The organism is Pseudomonas sp. F8002, from assembly GCF_013385495.1.
In the GTDB taxonomy this organism is placed as follows: domain Bacteria; phylum Pseudomonadota; class Gammaproteobacteria; order Pseudomonadales; family Pseudomonadaceae; genus Aquipseudomonas.
In genome coordinates this window covers 175198-200131 of the sequence record NZ_JACAPW010000031.1, presented here as the reverse complement: position 1 = coordinate 200131, position 24934 = coordinate 175198, and the positions used below count along the sequence as shown (strand labels likewise).

The 24934-nt window shown below is 61.1% G+C and carries 21 protein-coding genes; 7 read left to right on the top strand and 14 right to left on the bottom strand.

The window, feature by feature from the left end; genetic code table 11:
• Window positions 1-126: 126 nt before the first annotated feature.
• The 13 genes from HX811_RS22515 to HX811_RS22455 form a co-directional block, all read right to left on the bottom strand.
• Window positions 127-2085, bottom strand: coding sequence for an acetoacetate--CoA ligase (locus tag HX811_RS22515; protein ID WP_177047473.1), 1959 nt, complete (start codon window positions 2083-2085; stop codon window positions 127-129).
• Window positions 2086-2254: 169 nt separating this feature from the next.
• Window positions 2255-3028: a 3-hydroxybutyrate dehydrogenase gene (locus HX811_RS22510; RefSeq protein ID WP_008436986.1), complete on the bottom strand. Its 774-nt coding sequence runs from the start codon at window positions 3026-3028 to the stop codon at window positions 2255-2257.
• Between the two features lie 7 nt (window positions 3029-3035).
• Entirely contained in the window at window positions 3036-4427 is a 1392-nt protein-coding gene (locus tag HX811_RS22505; protein WP_177047471.1) for a GntP family permease, read from the bottom strand.
• 297 nt (window positions 4428-4724) lie between these two features.
• Window positions 4725-6122: a sigma-54-dependent Fis family transcriptional regulator gene (locus HX811_RS22500; RefSeq protein WP_003208015.1), complete on the bottom strand. Its 1398-nt coding sequence runs from the start codon at window positions 6120-6122 to the stop codon at window positions 4725-4727.
• Window positions 6119-7690, bottom strand: coding sequence for an ABC transporter ATP-binding protein (locus HX811_RS22495; protein ID WP_102369336.1), 1572 nt, complete (start codon window positions 7688-7690; stop codon window positions 6119-6121). The genes HX811_RS22500 and HX811_RS22495 overlap by 4 nt, the downstream gene beginning before the upstream one ends.
• A gap of 11 nt (window positions 7691-7701) precedes the next feature.
• Window positions 7702-8724 carry an ABC transporter permease gene (locus HX811_RS22490; RefSeq protein ID WP_003208019.1) on the bottom strand — a complete coding sequence of 341 codons (1023 nt, stop codon included), beginning with the start codon at window positions 8722-8724 and terminating at the stop codon, window positions 7702-7704.
• The gene (locus HX811_RS22485) at window positions 8724-9785 is read right to left on the bottom strand and encodes a microcin C ABC transporter permease YejB (protein ID WP_003208021.1); all 1062 of its coding nucleotides are present in this window, start codon (window positions 9783-9785) and stop codon (window positions 8724-8726) included. The genes HX811_RS22490 and HX811_RS22485 overlap by 1 nt, the downstream gene beginning before the upstream one ends.
• Window positions 9785-11644, bottom strand: a complete 1860-nt coding sequence (locus tag HX811_RS22480; RefSeq protein WP_003208022.1) for an extracellular solute-binding protein — start codon at window positions 11642-11644, stop codon at window positions 9785-9787. Before HX811_RS22480 ends, HX811_RS22485 begins: the two co-directional genes overlap by 1 nt.
• Before the next feature lie 140 nt (window positions 11645-11784).
• On the bottom strand, window positions 11785-12066 hold the full coding sequence (locus tag HX811_RS22475) for a peptidylprolyl isomerase (RefSeq protein WP_003208024.1): 282 nt from the start codon (window positions 12064-12066) through the stop codon (window positions 11785-11787).
• 87 nt (window positions 12067-12153) lie between these two features.
• Complete coding sequence (locus HX811_RS22470; protein ID WP_102370284.1) at window positions 12154-13011, bottom strand: response regulator transcription factor; 858 nt, start codon at window positions 13009-13011, stop codon at window positions 12154-12156.
• Window positions 13012-13067: 56 nt separating this feature from the next.
• Window positions 13068-14486 carry an aminotransferase gene (locus tag HX811_RS22465; RefSeq protein WP_177047469.1) on the bottom strand — a complete coding sequence of 473 codons (1419 nt, stop codon included), beginning with the start codon at window positions 14484-14486 and terminating at the stop codon, window positions 13068-13070.
• Window positions 14487-14511: 25 nt separating this feature from the next.
• Entirely contained in the window at window positions 14512-15612 is a 1101-nt protein-coding gene (locus tag HX811_RS22460) for a polyamine ABC transporter substrate-binding protein (RefSeq protein ID WP_177047467.1), read from the bottom strand.
• 104 nt (window positions 15613-15716) lie between these two features.
• Window positions 15717-16211: a DUF1543 domain-containing protein gene (locus tag HX811_RS22455; RefSeq protein ID WP_177047465.1), complete on the bottom strand. Its 495-nt coding sequence runs from the start codon at window positions 16209-16211 to the stop codon at window positions 15717-15719.
• 108 nt (window positions 16212-16319) lie between these two features.
• Between HX811_RS22455 and HX811_RS22450 the strand changes: the two genes are divergently transcribed.
• Complete coding sequence (locus tag HX811_RS22450) at window positions 16320-17141, top strand: aldo/keto reductase (RefSeq protein ID WP_008437004.1); 822 nt, start codon at window positions 16320-16322, stop codon at window positions 17139-17141.
• Between the two features lie 55 nt (window positions 17142-17196).
• On the opposite strand, the gene HX811_RS22445 is transcribed toward HX811_RS22450, so the two are convergent.
• Window positions 17197-17712 (bottom strand): Hcp family type VI secretion system effector, encoded by a 516-nt coding sequence (locus tag HX811_RS22445; protein WP_003208034.1) that lies wholly within the window; start codon window positions 17710-17712, stop codon window positions 17197-17199.
• 476 nt (window positions 17713-18188) lie between these two features.
• Here HX811_RS22445 and tssA point away from each other — a divergent pair, with 476 nt between their 5' ends.
• Genes tssA through tssG form a run of 6 tightly spaced genes read left to right on the top strand, consistent with a single transcriptional unit; the run spans window position 18189 to window position 24934 of the window.
• Complete coding sequence (gene tssA, locus HX811_RS22440) at window positions 18189-19742, top strand: type VI secretion system protein TssA (RefSeq protein ID WP_102369332.1); 1554 nt, start codon at window positions 18189-18191, stop codon at window positions 19740-19742.
• A 32-nt stretch (window positions 19743-19774) separates the two neighbouring features.
• Complete coding sequence (tssB, locus tag HX811_RS22435) at window positions 19775-20272, top strand: type VI secretion system contractile sheath small subunit (RefSeq protein WP_003208038.1); 498 nt, start codon at window positions 19775-19777, stop codon at window positions 20270-20272.
• Window positions 20273-20300: 28 nt separating this feature from the next.
• Complete coding sequence (gene tssC, locus HX811_RS22430) at window positions 20301-21776, top strand: type VI secretion system contractile sheath large subunit (RefSeq protein WP_003208039.1); 1476 nt, start codon at window positions 20301-20303, stop codon at window positions 21774-21776.
• A complete protein-coding gene (gene tssE, locus HX811_RS22425; RefSeq protein WP_177047463.1) occupies window positions 21773-22198 on the top strand; it encodes a type VI secretion system baseplate subunit TssE in 426 nt (141 codons plus the stop codon). The genes tssC and tssE overlap by 4 nt, the downstream gene beginning before the upstream one ends.
• Complete coding sequence (gene tssF / locus HX811_RS22420) at window positions 22188-23963, top strand: type VI secretion system baseplate subunit TssF (protein ID WP_177047461.1); 1776 nt, start codon at window positions 22188-22190, stop codon at window positions 23961-23963. The genes tssE and tssF overlap by 11 nt, the downstream gene beginning before the upstream one ends.
• Window positions 23927-24934: a type VI secretion system baseplate subunit TssG gene (tssG, locus tag HX811_RS22415; RefSeq protein ID WP_177047459.1), complete on the top strand. Its 1008-nt coding sequence runs from the start codon at window positions 23927-23929 to the stop codon at window positions 24932-24934. Before tssF ends, tssG begins: the two co-directional genes overlap by 37 nt.

Here is a 24934-nt window from a genome sequence, read left to right as displayed (position 1 = left end):
CTGCGCGTAACGCTTGAAGAATGACAAAAGCCGATTATCCCGCGACCCGGGGCCGGCTTTCCACCCTCGAAAAATAGCATGCTTGAGGGGTTTGTCTTCAAATGAGTGCTTAAAGGCTAAAACGTTTCATCTTTCTGCCAGCTCCGGGCGATCACGAAATTGCTCCAGCGCCTCGGGGTTGGCCAGTGCGTCGGTGTTCTTGACCGCCTCGCCATGCACCACGTTGCGCACCGCCAGCTCGACGATCTTGCCGCTGATGGTGCGCGGGATATCCGTCACCGCGAGGATCTTCGCCGGCACGTGGCGCGGCGTGGTGTTGGCGCGGATCACCTGGCGGATCTGCTGCTCCAGGCCGTCGTCCAGTTCGATGCCGTCGTTGAGGCGCACAAACAGCACCACCCGCACGTCATCCTGCCAGCGTTGGCCGATGGCCAGGCTTTCCAGGACCTGAGGCAGTTTTTCCACCTGGCGGTAGATCTCCGCGGTGCCGATGCGCACCCCTCCGGGGTTGAGCACCGCATCCGAGCGGCCATGGATCAGCAGGCTGCCATTGGGCCGCTGTTCGGCGTAGTCGCCCTGGGCCCACACGCCGGGGAACTGGCTGAAATACGAGGCCCGCAGTTTTTCCTGGTGCGGGTCATTCCACAGGCCGATAGGCATTGCGGGGAAGTGCCGGGTGCACACCAGTTCGCCTTTTTCGCCCACCAGCGGGTGGCCCTGGTCGTCCCACACTTCGATAGCCATTGCCAGGCTCTTGCACTGCATCTCGCCACGGCGCACCGGCAGCACCGGGTTGCCGATCACGAAGCAGGACACGATATCGGTGCCACCCGACATCGACGACAGGCATAGCTCGGGCTTGATCTCGCGGTACACGTAGTCGTAGCTCTGGGGCGACAGCGGCGAGCCGGTAGAAATCAGGCCCTTGAGGCTGCCCAGGTCATGGCTCAGCCGCGGTTGCAGCCCGGCTTTCTCCAGGGTGGCAAGGAACTTGGGGCTGGTGCCGAACACGCTGATTTTTTCCTGGTCGATCAGGTCCATCAGGCGTTCCGGCCCGGGGTGAAACGGCGAGCCGTCATACAGCACCGCCGTGGCGCCGATGGCCAGTACCGACACCAGCCAGTTCCACATCATCCAGCCGCAGGTGGTGTAGTAGAACAGGCAGTCGTCCCGCGACAGGTCGGCGTGCAGGCCGTGTTCCTTGAGGTGGGTGAGCAGTACGCCGCCGGTGCCGTGGATGATGCACTTGGGCACGCCGGTGGTGCCGCTGGAATAGAGGATGTACAGCGGCTGATCGAAGGGCACGGCGACGAAATCGGGCTCGCCGCCGGGGCTGTAGAAGTCGTCCCAGAGTGCGACGTGGGCCCGGGTCTGATACTCCTCGGGCCGGGCTTGCGGGCGGGCATACGGCACGATGATCAATTGTTGCAGGGACGGCAGCCGTTCGAGGATTTCATTGAGCTTGCTGCTTTGGTCGATGACCTTGCCGGCGTAGCGGCAACCGGCGCAGGTGATCAGCACCTTGGGTTCGATCTGGCCGAAGCGGTCGATCACGCCCTGGGTGCCGAAGTCCGGCGAGGAGCACGACCAGATGGCGCCGAGGCTGGTGGTGGCGAGCATGCCCACCAGGGTTTGCCAGGTGTTGGGCATGCACGCGGCCACCCGGTCCCCTACGCCCACGCCGGCCGCCCGCAGGCTGCGTTGCAGGCCGGCGACATGGCGGGCCAGTTCGGCGTAGGTCAGTTGCTCGCGCTGGCCGTCTTCGCTGATCGCGACCACGGCGGGGTGATCGTCGCGGCGGCGCAGCAGGTGTTCGGCAAAGTTCAGGGTAGCGCCGGGAAACCACTGGGCGCTGGGCATCTCGGCGTCTTCGATCAGCACCGCGCTGGGCGGCGTGCGGAACTGCACCTCAAAAAACTCGACAATCGACTGCCAGAAGTCCGGGCGCTGGTCGATGCTCCACTGGTGCAGGGCCGGGTAGTCGCTGATCTGCAAGGCATGGCGATCATTGATGAAGCGCCGGAACTGGTCCATCCGGGTGTTGTGGATGCGTTCGGGGGAGGGTTGCCAGAGTATTTCGGACATAAGGAAATCTCTTTTTTATTATCTGATCTATCTAACGACACCGATCAAAATGTGGGAGCGGGCTTGCTCGCGAATGCGGTGGGTCAGTTCCAGATGTGTTAACTGATACACCGCATTCGCGAGCAAGCCCGCTCCCACATTTGAGCTGCGGTGTCTTGGGGATCGTCGTTTACTGGGCCAGCCAGCCGCCGTCGATATTCCACGCCGCGCCCCGCACCTGGCTGCCGGCTTCGCTGCACAGGAACAGCACCAGCTCGCCCAATTGCGGCGGCGTCACGAACTCCAGCGACGGCTGCTTCTCCGCCAGCAAATCCTGCTGCGCCTGCTGTGGGTCAACCCCGCTGGCAATCCGGTCATCAATCTGCTTCTGCACCAGCGGCGTCAGCACCCAGCCCGGGCAGATGGCATTGCAGGTGACATTACTCTGGGCTGTTTCCAGGCCCACCACCTTGGTCAGCCCGATCACCCCGTGCTTGGCAGCGACGTAAGCCGCCTTGCCCACCGAACCCACCAGCCCATGCACCGAGGCGATATTGACGATCCGCCCCCAACCCTTGGCTTTCATGCCCGGCAGGCTCAAACGCGTGCTGTGGAACACCGACGACAGGTTGATCGCAATGATCGAATCCCAGCGCTCCACCGGGAATTCGTCCACCGGCGCCACATGCTGGATCCCGGCGTTGTTCACCAGAATGTCGATGCCGCCAAACTCGCGCTCGGCGTAGGCGATCATCTCGGCGATCTGCGCCGGGTCGCTGACGTCGGCCGGATGATGCCCGACCTTGCCGCCGAAGGCCTGCACCTGGGCGATCACCGCGCTGGCATCGCCGAAGCCGTTGAGGATCAGGTTGGCGCCGGCCTTGGCCAGGCTCAGGGCGATGCCCAGGCCGATGCCGCTGGTGGAACCGGTGACCAGGGCGGTCTTGCCGTTCAATGTCGTCATATCAACCTCACACAATGCCGGTGGCGTAGAAAGTACCAATCACCACGAACACCGCGAGGGTCTTGATGATCGTGATGCCGAAAATATCTTTATAGGCTTCGCGGTGGGTCAGCCCGGTGACCGCCAGCAGCGTGATCACGGCGCCGTTGTGGGGCAGGGTGTCCATGCCGCCGCTGGCCATGGCCGCGACCCGGTGCAGTACTTCAAGGGGGATATTGGCCGCATGGGCCGCTGAAATAAAGCTCTCCGACATGGCCGCCAGCGCGATGCTCATGCCGCCCGAGGCGGAACCGGTGATGCCGGCCAGCAGGGTCACGGTAATCGCTTCGTTGACCAGTGGGTTGGGAATGCCCTTGAGCCAGTCCGCCAGCACCAGGAAGCCCGGCAGCGAGGCGATCACCGCACCAAAACCGTATTCCGAAGCGGTGTTCATCGCCGCCAGCAGCGCGCCGCTGACCGCGCTCTTGCTGCCCTCGGCGAGATTGCTGCGAATCGCCGAGAAGCCGAACACCAGCACCACGATAATCCCCACCAGCAACGCCGCCTGCACCGCCCAGATTGCCGTGAGCTTGGCGACTTCGGTCTGCACCGGCGCGCTCATGCCCGGCAGGCTGAGGGTGTGGGTCTTGCCGTACCACAGCGGAATCCAGTGGGTGAACAGCAGGTTCATGATGCCCACCAGTAACAGCGGGGACAGCGCGATCCAAGGGTTGGGCAGCTTGATGTCTTCGGCGGTTTCCGGCTCGTTGCGCAGCTCGGTCCCATAGCCTTCACCGGCGCGCTGGGCCTTGTTGCGCTGGCGGGCCAGGTACAGCATGCCGGCGCAGAACACGAAGATCGTGCCGATCAGCCCCAGCCACGGCGCGGCCCAGGCGGTGGTGTTGAAAAAGGTGCTGGGGATGATGTTCTGGATCTGCGGCGTGCCGGGCAAGGCGTCCATGGTGAACGAGAACGCGCCTAGGGCGATGGTCGCCGGCAGCAGGCGCTTGGGGATATTGCTCTGGCGGAACATCTCGGCGGCAAACGGGTACACCGCGAACACCACCACGAACAGCGACACGCCGCCGTAGGTCAGCAGGGCGCACACCAGCACGATCACCAGCATCGCCTGGCGGGTGCCGAGCAACTGGATCGCGGCGGCGACGATGGAGCGCGAGAAGCCGGAGATTTCAATCAGCTTGCCGAACACCGCACCGAGCAGGAATACCGGGAAATACAGCTTGAGGAAGCCGACCATTTTCTCCATGAACACCCCGGTGAACGCGGGAGCGACGGCGGAAGGGTCGGTGAGCAGCACGGCGCCGAGGGCGGCGATGGGGGCGAACAGGATGACGCTGTAGCCACGGTAGGCGGCCAGCATCAGCAGCGCCAGAGCGGCGAGGGCAATGATCACACTCATGGTGTGTCTCCATCTGATTGTTATTTTTGTGGGGGGGAGGCGGTGGGGAGGGGCTATAGCGAGATGTGTGCCAAGTTATTAACCTGTTGAAATATAAAGATAATATTGTTTTTTTAGGTTTGAATTTTGAAGTTTGTCTCTTATTTGAGACTGGCGCTGATCAAATGTGGGAGCTGGCTTGCCTGCGATGGCGGTTTGTCAGCGGATGAATGTGTTGGCTGACCCACCGCTATCGCAGGCAAGCCAGCTCCCACAGTCGATTGTCTTTGATATGAGATTGTTGTCTCTTTTTCGAGACTAGGCGATGCCCAAGGCAACCATTTTCTTGTACAAGGTCGACCGACCCAGCCCCAGCCGCTTCGCCGCCTCCACCACATTCCCCTCACAGTGCTTCAACGCCGCCCCAATCACCTGCCGATCAAACCGCTCCCGGGCCGCGCTGAAACTCTCGCCCTCAACGGTCTCTACCGAACTCTGCTCAACCGGGCTGAATGTACCAATTGCTGCGCGAATTTCACTGGCATCCAGCACCAGGTCATCACTCAACAGCGCCGCCCGCTCCAGCACATTGCGCAGCTCGCGGATATTCCCCGGCCACGCATGCTGCGCCAATAACGCCAAGGCCTCGCGGTCCAGCTCATGCTGGCTGCGCAACTCCTCCAGAATCGCCTCGCTCAACGCCGGCAAATCATCCAGCCGCGCGCGCAACGGCGGCACCTGGATCGGCAGCACATTCAGCCGGTAATACAGGTCCGCCCGAAACTCGCCGCGCTTGATTGCCGCTTCCAGGTCCATGGACGTGGCCGCAATCACCCGCACATCACTGTGGATCATCTCGTTGGAGCCCACCGGCTCGAACTCTTTCTCCTGCAACACCCGCAGCAATTTGCTTTGCAGTGGTAGCGGCATGTCGCCGATCTCATCGAGAAACAGCGTGCCGCCCTGGGCAATCTGCAACTTGCCGGGGCGGCCCTTGCGGTCGGCACCGGTAAACGCGCCGGGCGCGGTGCCGAAGAATTCGGCTTCCAACAAGTCATGGGGAATCGCCGCGCTGTTGATGCTCACAAAGGCCTTGTGCGCCCGAGGCGATGCACCATGAATCGCCTGGGCCAGCAGCTCCTTGCCGGTCCCGGTTTCCCCCAGCAGCAACACTGGCGACTCCGCGCTCGCACTGCGCCGCGCCCGACGTTTGACTTCCAGGCTGGCCGCGCTGGTGCCGATAAAGTGCGCGAAGTTGTATTTACTCTGCCGCGACCTCAGCAGCGACCGAGTGGAAGCCAGTTCCTGCTGCATGCTCAGGTAACGCTCGATCAGCGGCGACAGGTTGCGCAGCTCATCAAACAACGCAAACCCGATGGCGCCGATCACCTTGCCGGCGTCGTCATGGATCGGCAGGCGCATCACCACCAGCGGGCCTTTGGGCGTGTCCTGGATATCCAGCAATATCGGCTGGTCGTTACGCACCACCTGGCGCAACAGGCTGTTGGAAATCACCTGCTCGCAGGGTTGCCCGATGGCTTCGTCGGCGCTTTTCAGGCCGAAGCGCTTGGCGTAGCGCTCGTTCATCCAGACGATGTTCGCGTCACCGTCGACAATCACCGTGCCTTCGCTGGACTGCTCGATGATCTCGAACAGCGACTGGATCGCCAGGCCGCGAACGTATTGGTAATCCTTGAGGCTGCCAGTGGTGCTCATGGGTGCGCCGCCGCGAGGAGTTCCCGGGTGTAAGGGTGTTGAGGCGCGGCAAACACTTCATCGCTGGGCCCGCGTTCCACCACCTTGCCGTCCTTGATCACGATCATGTCGTGGGCCAGGGCCCGCACCACCGCCAGGTCATGGCTGATAAACAGGTACGTCAGGCCGTACTTTTCCTGCAGCTCAAGCAGCAGGGCGACCACCTGTTTCTGCACGGTACGGTCCAGCGCCGAGGTGGGTTCGTCCAGCAGGATCAGCGCCGGCTTGAGCACTAGCGCACGGGCGATGGCGATGCGCTGGCGCTGGCCGCCGGAGAATTCATGGGGGTAGCGATGGCGGCTGGCAGGGTCCAGGCCCACATCTTCCAGCACGCGAATCACTTGGGCTTCGCGGTCCTTGAGGCTGCACGGCGCATGCACTTCCAGGCCTTCGCTGATGATCTGCGCCACCGACATCCGCGGGCTGAGGCTGCCGAACGGGTCCTGGAACACCACCTGCATCTGCTTGCGCCACGGTTGCATCTGCTTTTGCGTCAGGCCGTCGAGGGCCTCGCCCTGGAAGCGAATCGTGCCGCTGGAATCCAGCAGCCGCAGAATCGCCTGGCCCAGGGTGGATTTGCCCGAGCCGGACTCGCCGACAATCCCCAGTGTCTTGCCGCGCTGTACCTCCAGGCTGATGCCGTCCACCGCTTGCAGGTACTGTTTGCGCCGGAACAGCCCGCCGCCCAGCGGGAACTGCACACTCAGGTTATCCACCTGCAACACCGTCTCCCGCGCCTCGTGATTCAAGACGATGCCTGCCGGTTCAGCATCCAGCAGCAGGCGGCTGTAAGGGTGCTGCGGGGCGCAGAACAGGGTTTCGCAATCCGCCTGTTCGACAATCTCCCCGGCCTTCATCACGCACACCCGCTGGGCAATGCTGCGCACCAGGTTGAGGTCGTGGCTGATCAGCAGCAGCGACATGCCCAGGCGTTGTTGCAGGGACTTGAGCAGCAGCAGGATCTTGCGCTGCACCGTCACATCCAGTGCAGTCGTCGGCTCATCGGCAATCAGCAGTTCCGGTTCACAGGCCAGGGCCATGGCGATCATCACCCGCTGGCGCTGGCCGCCGGAGAGTTGGTGGGGGTAGGCCTTGAGGCGTTCCCGGGGCTTCTGGATGCCCACCAGTTCGAGCAATTCGAGGATCCGCGCCTGGGCCTGTTTGCCGCCCAGGCCCTTGTGCAACAGCAGGGTTTCGCCGATCTGCTTCTCGATGCTGTGCAGCGGATTCAGGGACGTCATCGGCTCCTGGAAGATCATCGCAATCCGGTTGCCCCGCAGTTTTTGCAGGGTGGCGGGCGTGGCGCCGAGCAGTTCCTGGCCGCGATAGCGCACCGAACCGGTGGTTTCGGTGCCGGCTTCGGGCAGCAGTTGCAGGATCGAATGGGCGGTCACCGATTTGCCCGAACCCGACTCGCCCACCAGCGCCAGGCACTCGCCGGGGCGCACGTCCAGGCACAGCTTGCGCACCACCGTCTGGCCGTTGAAGGCGACACTCAGGTCGCGAATCTCGATCAGGTTTTCAGTCATCTCAACGGCCTTCATGAGCGTGGGTCGAAGGCGTCACGCAACGCCTCGCCGATAAACACCAGCAACGACAGGATCAGCGCCAGGGTGAAAAACGCGGTCAGCCCCAGCCATGGTGCTTGCAGGTTCTGCTTGCCCTGGGCGATCAGCTCACCCAATGACGCGCTGCCGGCGGGCATGCCGAAACCGAGGAAATCCAGGGCGCTCAGGGTAGAAATCGCCCCGGTCAAAATGAACGGCAGGTAGCTCAGGGTCGCGGTCATCGCATTCGGCAGGATATGCCGGCGGATGATCTTGCCGTCCCCCAGGCCCAACGCCCGCGCGGCCTTGACGTACTCCAGGTTGCGCCCCCGCAGGAACTCGGCGCGCACCACGTCCACCAGGGCCAGCCAGGAAAACAGCGCCATGATCCCCAGCAGCCACCAGAAATTCGGTTCGACAAACCCTGACAGGATGATCAACAGATACAGCACCGGCAGCCCGGACCACACTTCCAATATTCGTTGCCCGAGCAAGTCGACCCAGCCGCCGTAATATCCCTGCAACGCACCGGCCGCGATGCCGATGGCGGCGCTGATGGCGGTGAGAGCCAGGGCAAACAGGATCGACACCCGGGCGCCGAAGATCACCCGCGCCAGCACGTCGCGGGATTGGTCATCGGTGCCCAGCCAGTTCACGCTGGAGGGCGGGCTGGGGGCAGGGCGGGTCAGCTCATAGTTGGGGGTGTCGTCGCTGAACGGGATTGGCGGGAACAGCATCCAGCCGCCGTCCTTCTTGATCAGGTTCTGCACGTATTCACTGCGGTAATCCGCCTGGAACGGCAGTTGCCCGCCGAACTCCTGCTCGGTGTAGCGCTTGAACACCGGGAAATACAGCTCGTTCTGGTAGCTGAGCACCAGGGGTTTGTCATTGGCGATCAACTCGCCGCCGAGGGTCAGGATAAACAGGCCGATAAACAGCCACAGCGACCACCAGCCGCGGCGGTTTTTCTTGAAGCGTTCAAAGCGCCGACGGGCCACGGGAGAGAGCTTGAGCATCAGGCGTTCCTCGCGGCGAAGTCGATACGCGGGTCCACCAGGGTGTAGCAGAGGTCACCGATGAGTTTTATCAAGAGGCCAAACAGCGTGAAGATAAACAATGAACCGAACACCACCGGATAATCCCGTGAAACTGCAGCTTCGTAGCTCATGCGACCGAGGCCGTCGAGGGAGAAGATCACCTCGATCAACAGCGAGCCGGCAAAGAACACCGCGATAAATGCCTGGGGAATCCCCGAGATCACCAGCAGCATGGCGTTGCGGAACACATGCCCGTAAAGCACCCGGCGTTCACTCAAGCCTTTGGCCCGGGCGGTGACCACGTACTGGCGGGTGATTTCATTGAGGAACGAGTTTTTGGTGAGGATGGTCAAGGTGGCGAACCCGCCGATCACCAGGGCGCTGACCGGCAGTACCAGGTGCCAGAAGTAATCGGCGATCTTGCCGACGGTGCTCAACTGGTCGAAGTTTTCCGAGACCAGCCCGCGCACCGGGAACCAGTTCAACGAAGTGCCGCCGGCGAACACCACGATCAGGAACATCGCAAACAGGAACGCCGGCATCGCATAGCCAATCACGATCGCGGTGCTGCTCCACACATCAAAACTGCTGCCATGGCGCACCGCCTTGCGAATGCCCAGCGGGATCGACACCAGGTAGGTGATCAAGGTGGCCCACAGGCCGAGGGAAATGGTCACCGGCATCTTTTCGAGGATCAGGTCGGTCACGCTTTTGCCACGGAAGAAGCTGTTGCCGAAGTCCAGCTGGGCGTAGCTCTTGAGCATCAGCCACAGGCGTTCCGGCGCGGGCTTGTCGAAGCCGTATTGTTTTTCGATGTCCTTGATCAGTTTCGGGTCCAGGCCACGGCTGGCCCGGGAGCCGCTGCTGAGGCTTTCGGCAGACGAGCCGCCGACGCCACCGCCACCGATGCCTTGCAGGTGGGCGATGGCCTGTTCCACCGGCCCGCCGGGCGCGGCCTGCACGATAACGAAATTCACCAGCAGGATAATCACCAGGGTGGGAATGATCAGCAGCAAGCGCCGCACGATATAGGCAAACATCAGCGGGCTCCCGGGCGTTTGGTCAGTTCGGCTTTCATCTGTTCATTGGTCAGCGGCGTGGGGCTGATTTCCCACCAGGTTTCCAGGGCCTCATCGGTCTTGGCTTCCACGGCCGGGCGGCCGAAGCGGTTCCACCACGCGGCGGAGGTGCCCGGCGGGTAGTAGTTGGGGATCCACAGGTAATTCCATTGCAGCACGCGGTCCAGGGCGTGGGCGTAACTGAGCATCAGCGACTGGGTATCAGCCTTGACCAGGCCGTTGATCAGGCTGTCGACGGCCGGGTCTTTCAGCACCATGTAGTTGTTGGCGCCGGTATCAAACGCGGCGGCCGAACCGAAGTAGTTGTACAGCTCCATCCCCGGCGAAGTGGTAACCGGGAAGCCGGTGACGATCATGTCGTAGTCCCGGGCCATCAGGCGGTTGACGTATTGCGAGGAGTCAATGCGGCGGATGTTGAGGGTGATGCCGATCTGCGCCAGGTTGCGCTTGTACGGCAACAACAGGCGCTCAAGGCCGTTCTGGGCGTTGAGGAAGGTGAACTCCAGCGGCTCGCCCTCGGCATTCACCAGCTTGTCACCGTCGGGCTTCCAGCCGGCCTGTTCCAGCAGGGCCAGGGCTTGCAGCTGCTTGTCGCGGATCATCCCGGTACCGTCGGTGGTGGGGGCCTTGAACACCTGGGTGAAGACTTCGTCGGGAATCTGCCCGCGCAAAGGTTCCAGAATCGCCAGTTCCTGGGCATCCGGCAGTTGGGTCGCCGCCAGCGGGCTGTTGGAGAAGAAGCTCTGCTGGCGGATGTACATGTTGCGCATCATCTGCCGGTTGGCCCACTCGAAGTCCCACAGCATGGCCAGGGCCTGGCGCACGCGGCGGTCCTTGAACATCGGTTTTTGCACGTTGAACACGTAGCCCTGGGCCGGCTGCGGTGCCTCCTTGGCCAGGTGCGCGCGTTGCAGGCGGCCATCATCGAGGGCCGGGCCGTTGTAGCCGATGGAGTAGCCGGTGGCAGAGAATTCGCGGTTGAAGTCATAGGCGCCGCCCCGCAGGACCTGGCGCGCCACTTCGGTGTCGCCGAAGTATTCCAGGCTCAGGTGATCGAAGTTGTACAGGCCGCGGCTGATGGGCAGGTCCTTGCCCCACCAGTTCGGGTCACGCTTGAACGTGATGGTGTTGCCGGCATCCACCTTGCTGATGGTGTAGGGGCCGCTGCCGAGGGGAATCTCGTAGCCGCCGCCGTCGGCGAAGTTGCGGGTCTTCCACCAATGCTCGGGGAACACCGGCAGGGTCGCGACATCCAGGGGCAGGGTGCGGTTTTCATTGCTTGCGAAATCGAAGCGCACCTGGCGCGGGCCTTCGACTTCGACGTGTTTGACGTCGGCGAACAGCGTGCGGTAGCGCAGGCTGCCCTGGGTCATCAGCAGGTCAAAGGAGTAACGCACGTCTTCGGCGGTGATCGGTTGGCCATCGGCGAAACGCGCCTTGGGGTTCAGGTAGAAACGCAGGGACAGACCGTCGTCTGACCGCTCCATCTTTTCCGCCACCAGGCCGTAGACCGTGTAGGGCTCGTCCAGGGAACGCAGGGCCAGGGGCGAATACAGCCAGCCGTCGACCTGGCTGACCCCGATGCCTTTGTCGCCATAAGGCAGTACATGGTCGTAGCGCCCGATTTCGATCGCCGAACGCCGCAGGCTGCCGCCCTTGGGGGCATTGGGGTTGGCGTAGTCGAAATGGGTGAAGCCGGGTTGGTATTTGGCCGGCTCGCCGTACACGGTCAATGCCGATTGCGGCGCGGCGATCACGGCGGTGCTGGCCAGCAACAGGGCCAGGGTGGAGCAAAACAGGGTAGAAAAAGCGACTCGCATTATCAGCCTTGGGCGCCGGGTGAAGAGGTAAAGGGATTTGTACGCTATGCGCGTACGCCTCGCCAGTCATCACACTGTCACAGATGCACAACGGCCCACCAAAGGGTGGGCCGTTGTTTTAAACATTAGCGCGGACTGGATCAGTCCTGACGGCTGGTTACTTCCAGCAGGTGATAACCGAACTGGGTTTTCACTGGGCCTTGCACGGTGTTGACCGGGGCGCTGAATACGACGGTGTCGAATTCCTTGACCATTTGGCCCGGGCCGAACGAACCGAGGTCGCCGCCTTGACGGCTGGACGGGCAGGACGAGTTGGCTTTGGCAACTTCGGCGAAGTCGGCGCCGCCTTCGATTTGCGCTTTCAGTTCGTTGCACTTGTCTTCGGTGGCAACGAGGATGTGACGGGCGGTGGCTTTGGCCATGAGGGGTATCTCCTTGGGTAAAAATGCTGAGCGTACCGGATTCAGGTGGTTATTTCCTGGCAAAGTTCCCCTGGGTTGCCTGGACGGTCAGGATCGGGCCATTACGCCGCTGTGGGTCAGCCAATCGATAAACAGCGCAAACAGCTCCGCCTGGGAGTTGATTTCAAGCTTGGTATACAAATGCTTGCGGTGCATGCGCACGGTTTCCGGGGAAATGCCCAGCACCTGCGCGGTGGATTTCACCGAGTGCCCACGCAATATCAGATGGGCGATTTCCCGTTCGCGCACGGTCAATACGCCGCTGCCAAAATGCATGAACGCCGCTTCAATCTGCTGATGCACCTGGGTCTGGGTGAAGGCCTCGTCGCTGATCACCTTGCACAGCCCGCCCGTGGTGCCGAAGCGGCGCAGCAGTTCGCGCACGATGGGTTGGGCGGTTCGTTGCAGTGCCAGTTGTTCGTCGCTGAACTGGCCGGCACTCAGCCCCTGGAACATGCACAACGAAATCTTGCTGTTGGGGCACAGGTCGACGATGTAGTAGCTCTCCTGGGCGCCGCCGCTGCGCAGGTAGTAGGTTTTGTAGTACTCGCTGTTGAAGAAATCGTCCGGGGCGATCTGCGCCAGGTGGTAGAAACCTTCGGCCAGGCCCTTGTCTACCGCGAGACAGAACGGGTCCAGCAGGTAGCCCCGGGAGAAGTAACGGTTGATGATCTCTTCGTAGTGCGGCCGGGGGATGCCTTGCTGGTAGAGCAAGTGTGGCGCCTGACCCTGGCGCTCCAGGCTGATCATCATCGATTCGATAGGGGTCAGCGCACTGAGGGCGCAGGCCAGGTGTTCGAGAAATGACGCTTCGTCGACGCTGGCGAAGGCGTGGGCCAACGCACCATTCCAGGCGTCAAGCACCTGGAAGGACGGGGCAGGGCAGTGATCGGCATGCTCGTTCATGCCGGCCAGTCTACCCGCCGGCCAGGGCCCCGGCAAAAGCACCGGGGCGCCCAGGCTCATCGGCCTTGATACTCGCCGCTCTGGCGCAGCTCTTCGGCGGTGTCGAGGATGCACTGGCGCAGGATTTCCACCACTTGATCCACCTGGGCATGGGTGATGATCAGCGGCGGCGACATCACATTCAGGTGGCCAATGGGCCGTACCAGCAAGCCTTTGGCCTGGGCCCGCAGGTGGATCTTCTCGCCGATGTTCACCGCGTCCGGCAGCAGCGCCTTGGTGTGCTTGTCGGCGACGAACTCAATGCAGGCCATCAGCCGCTGGCAGCGCACGTCGCCCACCAGCGGCAGATTGGCCAGGGTTTGCAGGCGCTGTTCGAGGTACACGCCGACGTCTTCCACATGGGCCAGCAGGTTTTCCCGCTCGATGATCTCGATGTTCTTCAGCGCCGCCACGCAACTCACCGGGTGGCCGCTGTAGGTGAAGCCGTGGGTAAAGCAGCGGCCCTTGCCCGGCTCGCCGATCACTTGCCAGATGCGGTCCGAGAAAATACACGCGCCCAACGGCAGGTAGCCGGACGTCAGGCCCTTGGCGGTGGTGATGATGTCCGGTTGCATGTCGAACACTTCCTGGGAGGCGAAGAATTTTCCCAGCCGGCCGAAGGACGTCACCACTTCATCCGCCACGTAGAGCAGGTCATAACGTTGGCAGACTTCCCACATGCGCCGGTGGTAACCCTTGGGCGGAATGATCACGCCGCCCGAGCCCATGATCGGTTCGGCAAAGAACGCGGCCACTTTGTCGGCGCCGATGGTCAGGATCTTGTCTTCGAACTCATCCACCAGGAAATCGAGGAACTGCGCCTCGCTCATGCCCTGCGGCGCCCGGTAGTAGTTGGGGCACGAAATGTGGTGGAACAAGTCGCTCATGAAATCGAATTCCGGCGCGCGGTCGGCGGCCTTGTTGCCGATGGACATCGTGAGGAACGTCGAGCCGTGATACGCACTGAAGCGCGAGATGATGTGTTTCTTCTCATGCTTGCCGCGACTGTTCTGATAGAACTGCACCAGACGATAGGCGGTATCGACAGCCGTGGAACCGCCGGTGGTCAGGAACACATGATCAAGATCGCCGGGAGCCAGGCTGGCAAGCTTGGCGCACAGTTCGATGGCGGTGACGTTGGCCATGTCGCAGAACGGGTTGGAGTACGCCAGCTGGCGAACCTGGTTGGCGATGGCGTCTGCCATTTCCTCGCGGCCCAGGCCGATATTCGTACACCACATGCCGCCGACCGCATCCAGGTAGCGGTTGCCGGCGGTGTCGTAGATGTAGGCGCCGTCACCCGCCGCGATATTCAGTGAGCCTTGTTCACGGTGTTCGTCGAACATATGAAAACCGTGCATGTAATGGGCCTTGTCGGCGGCGTCCAGTTGGTCGTGGTCGAACTGGGCGAAAAAGTCAGTATTTGGCAGGGTCATGGCGTTTACCTTCAATGGCTGGGTTTCACTTGCCGGTCTTCACGGCATTCCAGGTACGGGTGATCAGGCGCACGGCGGCTTGGGACTGGCTTTTCTGGGTGAACAAGCGTTGCATCGTCGCCGAGTCCGGGTAGATGGCCGGGTTGTCGCGTATATCGGCATTTACAAAGGGCTTGGAGGCCAGGTTGCTGTTGGCGTAGTGAATGGTGTTGCTGACGCCGGCGATCACTTGCGGTTGCAGGAGGAACTCGATGAACTTGTGGGCATTCGCCACGTGGGGTGCGTCGGCCGGGATGTAGAAGTTATCGAACCAGATCAGCGAGCCTTCCCTGGGGATGAAGTAACTCAGGTTGACCTTGGCCCCGGCTTCCGCCGCCCGGGCCTGGGACGTGGCGTAGTCGCCGGACCAGGTGGTGGCCATGCACAGCTCGCCATTGGCCAGGCCGTTGATAAAGCCGCTGGAGTCGAATTTGCGGATGTACGGGCGCACGGCCATCAGCACGTCCTGAGCGGCCTTGAGGTCTTTGGGCGCCACGCTGTTGGGGTCCAGGCCGAGGTAGGTCAGGGCCAGCGGGATCATGTCGGTGGGGGAGTCCATGAAGGTGATGCCACAGTCGGCGAAGCGCGAAACGATCTTGGGATCGAAGATCATCGCCAGGGAGCCGATGGGCGCATCCGGCATGCGTTCCTTGATCTTGTCGATGTTGTAGGTCACGCCATTGCTGCCCCAGGTGTAGGGCGCGGAATAGGTCACGCCCGGATCATGGGTTTCCAGGCTTTTCAGCACTTGCGGGTCGAGGTTGTTCCAGTCCGGCAGCAGCGCTTTGTTGAGGGGCTGGAAGGCCTGGGCCTTGATCAGCAGCGGCACCAGGGACGCATTGAGCACCACCAGGTCATAACCCGAGCGCCCGGACAGCAACTTGCCCTGCACGGTTTCGTAGGAGTCGTAGGTGTCGTAGATCACCTTGATGCCGGTGGCTTTCTCGAAGTCGGCGAGGGTGTGTTCCCCGATGTAATCGGCCCAGTTGTAGATGCGCAAGGTGTTGCCCGGGTCGTCAGCGGCCTGGCTGACGGACGTTGATGCAAGCAAGACAGCGCTGAACAGGGCGATAACGGCTTTATGCATGGCGAACCCACCTTGATGTTGTGCTTGTTGTCAGGCCGAGGGGCTGATTGCACTTTCAGGCAGGTGGCGGGTGGGGCGCCATACCCCGTTCGGGTAGGAGGCGGTCAGGGCAGTACGATGTAGTCGTTTCGCGTGACGACCGGGCGGTGTACGCCGGGTTCCAGGTGGATGTAGCGCCCGTCTACCAGGTCGATGGGCAGGCAGTCGTCGATATTTAGTACGCCGTCGGTGTGGGATTGCGTCCAGTGCGTGAGCATCTGCTGTTTGCCTTGGGCTGCCGCCTCCCTGACCGTGCGCGCAACCACCAGCAGGTAGTGGTGTGCCTCGCCAAAGACGTTCGATTCATACCCGCCCAGGTTGATGAAGTACAGGCGCGGCGCCCCGGCGTTCGGCGCCAGGTGGCTGAGCTGGACTTTCCAGCCGTCAACGCCATCCACCGTCATCCAGGAGTCGATATGCACACCTTTCTGGCTGCCAAACCAGCCCTCGCGCAGTTGCGGGTAGGCGGCTTCCAGGGTGTCGGCGACGGCGAACACCACATCATGCACTTCGATTTTCGCCCGGGGGTGCTTACCCCCCAACATGACCACAAACAGCATTGCAGGCCCTTTCTATGGCTGGGATGGAAAGGGCCACCTTCCTTCGATTGAACCCTTTTGTCCAGTCGGTGCCACACTGTTAATTCGCAAATTCATCAGGAGGTTGTCATGCGCACCATTGATCTGGCCGGCGTACCCGTCCCTGTCATCGGCCAGGGGACCTGGCGCATGGGCGAGGATCCCGGCAAGCGCAGCGCCGAAGTGGCCGCGTTGCAACTGGGTATCGATGAGGGCATGACCCTGATCGATACCGCTGAAATGTATGGCGAAGGCGGTGCCGAAGAAGTCGTCGGCGAGGCGATTCGCGGCAAGCGCGACCAGGTGTTCCTGGTCAGCAAGGTGTACCCGCACAATGCCAGCCACAAAGGCATTCCACGTGCATGTGAGGCCAGCCTCCAGCGCCTGGGCACCGACTACATTGATCTGTATCTGTTGCATTGGCGTGGGCAATACCCCCTTGAAGAAACGGTAGAAGCCTTCGAGCGCTTGCGTGAGGCAGGCAAGATCGGTCGTTGGGGTGTGTCCAATTTTGATGTGGCAGACCTGCAGGAGCTGGCTTCCCCGGCCTGTGCCACCAATCAGGTGCTCTACAACATCGAGGAGCGCGGCATCGAGTTCGACCTGCTGCCATGGTGGCAGCAACACAATTTACCCTTGATGGCCTACTGTCCCATCGCCCAGGGTGGCGACCTGTTGGCCAGCCCGACCCTCAAGCAAATTGCCCGTCGCCACGAGGTCACACCCGCCCAGGTTTCCCTGGCCTGGGTCTTGCGTCAGGACGGTGTGATCGCGATTCCCAAGGCGGTTACGCCAGAGCATGTCCGGCTCAATGCCGCAGCGGCGAAGCTGGTGCTGGATGAGCACGACCTGGACGCGATTGACCGGGTTTTTGGGGCGCCGAAGCGCAAGCATCCGCTGGCGATGGTCTAGTGGCCGACAGAAACGGTGCCGTCCATGGCGATGCCGTTTCTGTTTCGGTGGCTGCTTAGCCGGCTACCGGGCTGCGCCAGTCATCAGAGCCAGAGGTACCGGAGACCTCATGGGTCCAGACGATTTTCCGGTAAGTGAAATACACATCCTCCAGGTGCGTGAAGTGTGCGTTGTTCGGGTCCTGGCAATTGGGCATCCGTGACTGGATGTCCACCAGGATCGCGTCTTCCAACTCGATGGTGAAGTAGTGTTCCTGGGTTCCGGCTGAAGAGGTTCGGTACCACTCAAGGCGGCACTTGACCATTTCCCCGGAGGTCAATGCGCTGAACAGCAATGGCGACGATTTATCGAATACCTTGCTGATCATCAGGGGCTTGTGCACACGCTGGCCGGTGGGCTGGCCGGATTGCGGGTCACGGGGAATGATCACCTGATGCTGGAATGCTTCCACCAGGATCTGGTCTTCATGGCCTTCCTGGTAAATGTTGCCGACCGAGTCCTGGGTGAACGTGCCTGCCGTGATCAAGCCTTGCTTGGTGCCGGTGATGGATAGATACGCGGGTGTTGGCATGACGGTTTTCCTTGCCTGATAAATGAGGTCGTCCCGGCCGACGGACTTGCCGGCCGGGTAATGCTCGATATCAAGAAGCGTGCCGGAAAGTTCGAGCGTCAATGAAAGCAGGGGGTCAAGGTTTTATTGGTTTTCATTTTGAGCGGCATTAAAGGTTTTAATTCGATTTAGTTGTATTTGTTTGCGCAGGGGTGCGCAGTTAGTTGCTCATGTTGATGGACGGTGTTATTCGCAGAGTTCACCTAATTTATGATGATGCCTGGCGCCTTGGATGCGCAAATTCTTGCGCGTCGGCGATTTTTCTATTCTTGTAGGAAACTCCTTAACTGCTATTTGGTGGCTTGAACAATGCTTTTTGCATGGATAAGGTTCGTGCTCTTCTCGTAGGGAAGGCAAACTTTAATCAATGTTCTGGTGTGCGCTTGAATGGCCATTAGTTCACTGAACATGTTCAGGAAAGTAAAGTGCGGCCCATAATGGTTTACTCAGACAGGCTTTCCGATTATTACCTCGAACTTGCGCAGGCACCCAACTCGAAAACGAGTTATGCGGGGGCCGATATGCGTTTTTCGACCGAGTATGAGGCGCTTGAAACTGAACTGGGCAAGGCGCACTCCATTCACGGAAACAGTCAGCCTGACTGGCAATGGGTCGTGGAAAAAAGCGAGGCGCTGTTACGCCACCAGTCCAAGGACTTGCGGGTCGCTGTCTGGTTGACCTGGGCCTTGCATCAGCGCGAGTCCTTCCCCGGGCTGCTCGCAGGCCTCGGATTGCTGCGCTACCTCTGTGAGCATCATTGGGCGGTCGTTTATCCGGGCAAGCTGCGTACCCGCAGTGCCGCCTTTGGCTGGCTGGTCCCGCGCCTCGAGCAGGTGCTTGCACAACCTGTTTCGCTCAAGGATCAGCGGCCCTTGTTCCACTGCATGCTCGAACACCTGGCGCGGCTGGACGAGTTGTGGACCGAACACCTTCTCGAAGATGCGCCACTGTTACTGCCGGTTCGCAGGCAGCTGTCGGACCGATTGCAACAGTCCACCGAAAGCGAACCTCCAGCAGGCGGTAGCACAGGGGTGATCGCCCATATCAGGCAGGTCGCGACTCAGTTGATGGCGCCCGAGCCCATTGTGGAAAACGAAAAGGACGCCCACAAGCTGCTGCGCACGCTGCAGGAACATGCCCGGCCCTTGTCGGCCTGGTGGCAGCGCCAGAATGCCACCGATCTGCGCGCACTGCGTCTGAACCGAACGTTGACCTGGCTGACGATCACCAGTCTTCCGGACTGTGACAGCGAACAGGTAACGCCTTTGCGCGGGCCGGCGCCCGACAAGCTCAAGCGGTACCAGGAGCGCTTTGCCCAAGGGCAGCATACCGACCTGCTGCTGGAGCTTGAGGGCAGCCTGGCCGGAGCACCTTTCTGGTTCGACGGCTTGTACCGGGTGTGGGAGTGCCTGCAGGCACTCCAGGCCGACCTGGCCATGACCGAGCTGGAAGTGCACTTCGCGCTGTTGCTCCAGCGCTTGCCGGGGCTTGCACAGCTGCGCTTCCACGACGGAACACCCTTCGCCGACGACGTCACCCGTGGCTGGATCAACACCCAGGTTGCCCGCCATTTGCAAGCCCCGGTCCCACTCAGGTCGGCACCTGATGCCCCGGCTGCGCCTTGGGACAAAGCGTTGCACGACGTCATGCCCGTGCTGCGCAAGGACGGGTTCAAGGTGGCTGTGCGGTCCCTCAAGCAGGGCATGCAAACCGCAACAGGTGATCGTGCCCGGTTTCATTGGCGGCTTGGCCTGGCCAGGTTGTGTTTGCTGGCAGGCAAGCATGACCTGGCCAAAGTCCAGCTCGATCACCTGGACCACGAGCTGCAGCAATCAGGTCTGCAGCGCTGGGAGCCCGAGTTGGCGGTTGAAGTGCTGCAGCTCTTGCATGGCTGCTGTGACGTATTGCCCCAGAGCCATTCCGTGCGTGAGCGCAAGGAAGATGTCCATCGCAGGCTGTGCCACTTCGATCTCGAAGCGGTACTTGAATAGGCTTTCGAGCCCCCCGAAAAAGGAGAAACACCATGGCGAAAGAAGGTTCGGTAGCCCCCAGGGAACGCATCAATATCACGTTCAAACCCGCCGTCGGCACTGCGCAGGAAGAGGTCGAGCTGCCGTTGAAATTGCTGGTGCTTGGTGACTTCACCCAGCGTGAAGACCTGCGCAAGCTCGAAGACCGCAAGCCCGTCGGCATCGACAAGAACAGCCTCGACGAGGTGCTGGCCAAGCAGGCCTTGGGCCTGGCCTTGAGCGTCCCCAACCGGCTGCAGGATTCAGCCGAACCTGATGAGTTGGCGATCCGGGTCAGGATCAATTCGATGAAGGACTTCAATCCTGCACAGCTGGTTGAGCAGATACCCGAGCTGAAAAAGCTCATGGACCTGCGCGATGCACTTGTGGCGCTCAAGGGGCCGCTGGGCAACACGCCGAGCTTTCGAAAGGCCATTGAAAATGCCCTCGCCGATGACGATTCGCGCAAGCGGGTATTGGCTGAATTGGGGCTGGACAGCTCCGCCGTATGACTCTCTCAGTTAAAAGGACACTGACACCATGACTACCAGCCAAAGCCCGTCGCATGCGCCCATCACGGATGAGTACAGCATTCTCGACAACATCATTGCCCAGACCCGCCTCAGCGCCGACGACGAGGCCTACAGTATTGCAAAGCGCGGAGTCTCGGCATTTATCGAGGAGCTGATCAAGCCGCAAAACAAGGGCGAGCCGGTCAAGAAGCGCCTGGTTGACCGGATGATTGCCGAGATTGACGCAAGGCTCAGCCAGCAAATGGATGAAATCCTGCACCATCCCGACTTCCAGGCACTGGAGTCTTCCTGGCGTGGCCTGCAGTTGCTGGTTGATCGCACCAATTTTCGTGAAAACATCAAGATCGAACTGCTCAGCGTCTCCCGCCAGGACCTGCTGGATGACTTCGAGGACTCACCGGAGGTGACTCAGTCCGGACTCTACAAGCACATCTACAGTGCCGAATACGGTCAGTTCGGCGGCCAGCCCGTAGGGGCAATCATCGCCAATTATTTCCTTTCCCCCAGTGCTCCCGATGTCAGGCTGATGCAGTATGTTTCCAGCGTGGCCTGCATGGCCCATGCACCGTTCATTGCGGCGGCCGGCCCTGGTTTCTTCGGCCTGGAGAGCTTTACCGGCCTGCCTGACCTCAAGGACCTGAAGGACCATTTTGAAGGGCCGCAGTTTGCCAAATGGCAGAGTTTTCGCCAGAGCGAAGATGCCCGCTACATCGGCCTCACCGTACCGCGCTTTCTATTGCGTACGCCGTACGATCCCGTTGATTGCCCGGTCAAGACGTTCGCCTACCAGGAACATGTGGCCAGCAGCCACGAACACTATCTGTGGGGTAATACGGCCTATGCCTTTGCTACCCGCTTGACGGACAGTTTCGCCCGGTATCGCTGGTGCCCGAACATTATCGGCCCGCAGAGTGGTGGTGCAGTGGAGGACTTGCCGCTGCATCACTTTCACAGCATGGGCGAGATCGAAACCAAGATTCCTACCGAGGTGCTGGTATCCGACCGACGCGAATACGAGCTGGCGCAAGAGGGCTTCATTGCCCTGACCATGCGCAAGGGCAGTGACAATGCAGCGTTCTTTTCCGCCAGTTCGGTGCAAAAACCCAAGTCTTTTGGAATCAGTGCCGAAGGCAAGGCTGCCGAGCTGAATTACCGGCTCGGTACCCAATTGCCGTACATGATGATCGTCAATCGCCTGGCCCACTATCTCAAGGTCCTGCAGCGAGAACAGCTGGGGTCGTGGAAGGAGCGCACCGACCTTGAGCTGGAACTCAACAAATGGATTCGCCAATACGTCGCCGACCAGGACAACCCCAGCACCGAAGTGCGTGGACGGCGCCCGCTTCGGGCTGCGCGCATTGTTGTCAGTGATGTCGACGGGGAGCCCGGCTGGTATCGCGTCAACCTGAGCGTTCGCCCGCACTTCAAGTACATGGGGGCAGACTTCACTCTGTCGCTCGTCGGCAAGCTCGATAAAGAATGAGCCGCCGCCACGTGATTAGCCAAAACCGCAGCCTTTTCGAGCGCCTGGAGTCCGGCGTGGGGCGCAGCCCGCAAGGTTGCGTCGTGGAATCCGTGGCGGGTCATCTGGCGAAAATGCTCAGCACCCGTGCGGGCAGTGTCCAGACGCTACCTGATTACGGGTTACCTGATCTGAATGACATGCGCCTCAGCCTGCATGACGCGTTGAGCCAGGCTCGGTTCCTGATTGAGCGCTTTATCCAGGCCTACGAACCCCGTCTGAAGGATGTCCGTGTCAAGGCATTGCCACAGGACCGTGACCCGATGGTGCTGGCTTTTTCCATCGAGGGGGCCATGGAAGTCAATGGCATGACGCAAGCGGTCGCCTTTTTCGCCAGCCTGGCTCACGGCGCACGGGTCGAGGTCAAACCGGATGTCGTTTAACCGCTACTACCAGGGCGAGCTGAGCGCACTGCGACAGTTGGGGCGACGCTTCTGCGAGCGCAACCCGGCACTCGCGCCGTTTCTTGGGGACGCTGGCCAGGACCCGGATGTAGAACGGTTGCTTGAGGGTTTTGCATTCCTCACCGGTCGCCTGCGGCAGAAGCTTGATGATCAATTGCCGGAGTTGAGTCACTCGTTGATGCATCTGCTGTGGCCCAACTATATGCGGCCGCTGCCGTCGTTCAGCATGCTGCAGTTTGATCCGCTCAAGCGCACAGGGCCGGCCATCAGGGTCGAGCGGGATACACCGGTGGAAAGCATTGCGATCGACGGTGAACGCTGCCGTTTTCGTACCTGTTACCCGACGCAGGTCTTGCCGCTGCAACTGGCCGCCATGGAGTACTCGGTACAGGGTGAGGGCGCTTTGCTCTGCCTGCGTCTGGAGATGACGGCCGAGGGCAACTTCAGTGAGCTGGAACTGAACTGCCTGCGTTTGCATCTCGCGGGGGAGCAGCCCGTCAGCCAGGCGCTTTACCTGGGGCTTTTGCGTCACCTGGACGGGTTCGAGTTGCGGCCTTTCGGGCGCGACGGGCTGCCGGTCATCGGCGCCGACGGCGAGCCTGTTTCATTGCGTCTGTCCAGCAACGATATCAGTCCTGTGGGCTTTTCCGAGGATGAGGCACTGATCCCTTATCCGTTGAATACCTTTCGTGGCTATCGCCATTTGCAGGAGTACTTCGCCTTTCCCGACAAATACCTGTTTGTCGATGTGAGTGGCCTTGGCGCGCTGAGCAGGTTGCCTATTGACGTACTCAAGCAGGTACATGGCGTGACGTTACGCTTCGACATGCGTGGTCGCGGTATTGAGCGAATGGCGCCTACCCTGGACAACGTGAAGCTGTACTGCACGCCCATCGTCAATCTGTTCAAGCACGACGGCGTACCGATTCGCCTGGACGGCAAGCAGGACGAATACCTGTTGTTGCCTGGCGAATACGCCAGGGGGAACTGCGGTGTATTTTCCGTCGACAAGGTCACGGGATGGCGGCCGGGAGGCCTCGGGTACCAGGAATATGTACCGTTCGAATCGTTTGAGCACGATTTTGGCAGCGCCGCGCCCAGCTATGGCGTTCGCCAGCGGCCATCCCTGCAACATGCCGGCCTGGATACCTGGCTGAGTTTCGACCGGTGTCCAGTGCATGAACAGGAAACCCTGTCGATTGAACTGACCTGCACCAACCACAACCTGCCATGCCTGCTGCAGGTGGGCGATATCAATCAGGCGTGCGAACAGACGCCCGAGTTTCTCTCGTTTCGCAACATCACCGCGGCAACCCCCAGCTTTGCGCCACCCCTGGACAGCGACTTCCTGTGGCGACTGATCAGCAATATGTCGCTCAACTATCTGTCATTGACCGATATCAACGCCTTGAGGGTGATCCTCGAAACCTACGACCTGCCGCGTTATCACGACCGCCAGGTGGAAAAGGTCAGCAGGCGAAGGCTGGGCGCCCTCCGTTCGATCAGTCACCAGCCCGTAGACCGGCTGCACCGAGGCCTGCCATTTCGCGGCTTGCGGGTTGACCTCACCATCGATCCTGAAGGCTACCTGGGGGAGGGCGACGTGTTCGTCTTTGCCTCGGTGCTCAACGAGTTCTTCGCGCTTTACGCCAGCCTCAACTCGTACCACGAACTGCGAGTCATCAGCACACAAGGAGACGTGTACCTATGGCCACCCCGGATGGGCCAGCAGCCCCTGCTTTAACCGCACTGTCCCGAGTGATTCGCGAGTACTCGGTGTTTCAGGCGGTTGCGCAGATTATCGAGCGCCTGCGCGAGGCGCATCCCTCGCTGGACGATGAGGCGCTTTACGATCAATTGGAGTTCCAGGCCAACCCAGGCTTTGGCTTTCCCGGCAACGACATTGATCGTGTGGAGTTTTTTGTCGAGCACGGCCATTTGCGGGCACGGCTTCGCCTCAATGTGCTGGGCCTGTTTGGTACAGGGTCACCGCTGCCGGCGTTCTATGGCGAGCAAGCCTTTGCCGAGGTAGCGGGCGGTAATCCGACGCGGGAATTTCTTGATCTTTTTCACCATCGCCTGCACCGGCTGATAGTGCCGATCTGGCGAAAATATCGTTATCAGGCGAGTTTTCAACCGGGCGCCCGCGATCCCTTTTCCGAGCAGATGTTTGCATGGGTGGGCCTGGGTGGCAGCGCGATTCGCAGCGCGGCTCAACTGAACTGGAAACGCCTTTTGCCCTACCTGGGGCTGCTGAGCCTGCGCGTGCACTCCGCCGCGCTGATCGAGACCGTGCTGCGTTATTACTTCAAGCACAACCGGCTGGTCATCGAGCAGTGGGTCGAGCGCAGGGTAGTGATCGACCAGGAGCAGCGCAATGACCTTGGTCGCGCCTATAGCTCGTTGGGTTCGGACCTGGTGCTGGGGGAGTGCCTTATCGACCGCAGTGGCATGTTCAGGGTTCATGTATTGGCACTCGATTGGCAGCGTTTTCACGAGTTTTTGCCCACCGGGGCGGGTTACGAGCCGCTGTGTGCGCTGGTGCGTTTTGCCGCCCGGGACCCCTTGGAATACGACGTGCGACTGGTGTTGGCGGCGGGCGAGGTCCGGCCGTTGCACCTTGGCGAGCACAACGTCTGCCGCCTGGGCTGGACCAGTTGGCTGGGGCATGAGCGGGCAGACGGCGTGGTCATCCTGGCCAGTAAAAATCATTAG

What these genes read in the sequence shown, in the direction of transcription:
- HX811_RS22515 (WP_177047473.1), bottom strand. Translation starts at nt 2,085, where the DNA reads ATGTCCGAAATACTCTGGCAACCCTCCCCCGAACGCATCCACAACACC.
- HX811_RS22510 (WP_008436986.1), bottom strand. Translation starts at nt 3,028, where the DNA reads ATGACGACATTGAACGGCAAGACCGCCCTGGTCACCGGTTCCACCAGC.
- HX811_RS22505 (WP_177047471.1), bottom strand. Translation starts at nt 4,427, where the DNA reads ATGAGTGTGATCATTGCCCTCGCCGCTCTGGCGCTGCTGATGCTGGCC.
- HX811_RS22500 (WP_003208015.1), bottom strand. Translation starts at nt 6,122, where the DNA reads ATGAGCACCACTGGCAGCCTCAAGGATTACCAATACGTTCGCGGCCTG.
- HX811_RS22495 (WP_102369336.1), bottom strand. Translation starts at nt 7,690, where the DNA reads ATGACTGAAAACCTGATCGAGATTCGCGACCTGAGTGTCGCCTTCAAC.
- HX811_RS22490 (WP_003208019.1), bottom strand. Translation starts at nt 8,724, where the DNA reads ATGCTCAAGCTCTCTCCCGTGGCCCGTCGGCGCTTTGAACGCTTCAAG.
- HX811_RS22485 (WP_003208021.1), bottom strand. Translation starts at nt 9,785, where the DNA reads ATGTTTGCCTATATCGTGCGGCGCTTGCTGCTGATCATTCCCACCCTG.
- HX811_RS22480 (WP_003208022.1), bottom strand. Translation starts at nt 11,644, where the DNA reads ATGCGAGTCGCTTTTTCTACCCTGTTTTGCTCCACCCTGGCCCTGTTG.
- HX811_RS22475 (WP_003208024.1), bottom strand. Translation starts at nt 12,066, where the DNA reads ATGGCCAAAGCCACCGCCCGTCACATCCTCGTTGCCACCGAAGACAAG.
- HX811_RS22470 (WP_102370284.1), bottom strand. Translation starts at nt 13,011, where the DNA reads ATGAACGAGCATGCCGATCACTGCCCTGCCCCGTCCTTCCAGGTGCTT.
- HX811_RS22465 (WP_177047469.1), bottom strand. Translation starts at nt 14,486, where the DNA reads ATGACCCTGCCAAATACTGACTTTTTCGCCCAGTTCGACCACGACCAA.
- HX811_RS22460 (WP_177047467.1), bottom strand. Translation starts at nt 15,612, where the DNA reads ATGCATAAAGCCGTTATCGCCCTGTTCAGCGCTGTCTTGCTTGCATCA.
- HX811_RS22455 (WP_177047465.1), bottom strand. Translation starts at nt 16,211, where the DNA reads ATGCTGTTTGTGGTCATGTTGGGGGGTAAGCACCCCCGGGCGAAAATC.
- HX811_RS22450 (WP_008437004.1), top strand. Translation starts at nt 16,320, where the DNA reads ATGCGCACCATTGATCTGGCCGGCGTACCCGTCCCTGTCATCGGCCAG.
- HX811_RS22445 (WP_003208034.1), bottom strand. Translation starts at nt 17,712, where the DNA reads ATGCCAACACCCGCGTATCTATCCATCACCGGCACCAAGCAAGGCTTG.
- tssA (WP_102369332.1), top strand. Translation starts at nt 18,189, where the DNA reads ATGGTTTACTCAGACAGGCTTTCCGATTATTACCTCGAACTTGCGCAG.
- tssB (WP_003208038.1), top strand. Translation starts at nt 19,775, where the DNA reads ATGGCGAAAGAAGGTTCGGTAGCCCCCAGGGAACGCATCAATATCACG.
- tssC (WP_003208039.1), top strand. Translation starts at nt 20,301, where the DNA reads ATGACTACCAGCCAAAGCCCGTCGCATGCGCCCATCACGGATGAGTAC.
- tssE (WP_177047463.1), top strand. Translation starts at nt 21,773, where the DNA reads ATGAGCCGCCGCCACGTGATTAGCCAAAACCGCAGCCTTTTCGAGCGC.
- tssF (WP_177047461.1), top strand. Translation starts at nt 22,188, where the DNA reads ATGTCGTTTAACCGCTACTACCAGGGCGAGCTGAGCGCACTGCGACAG.
- tssG (WP_177047459.1), top strand. Translation starts at nt 23,927, where the DNA reads ATGGCCACCCCGGATGGGCCAGCAGCCCCTGCTTTAACCGCACTGTCC.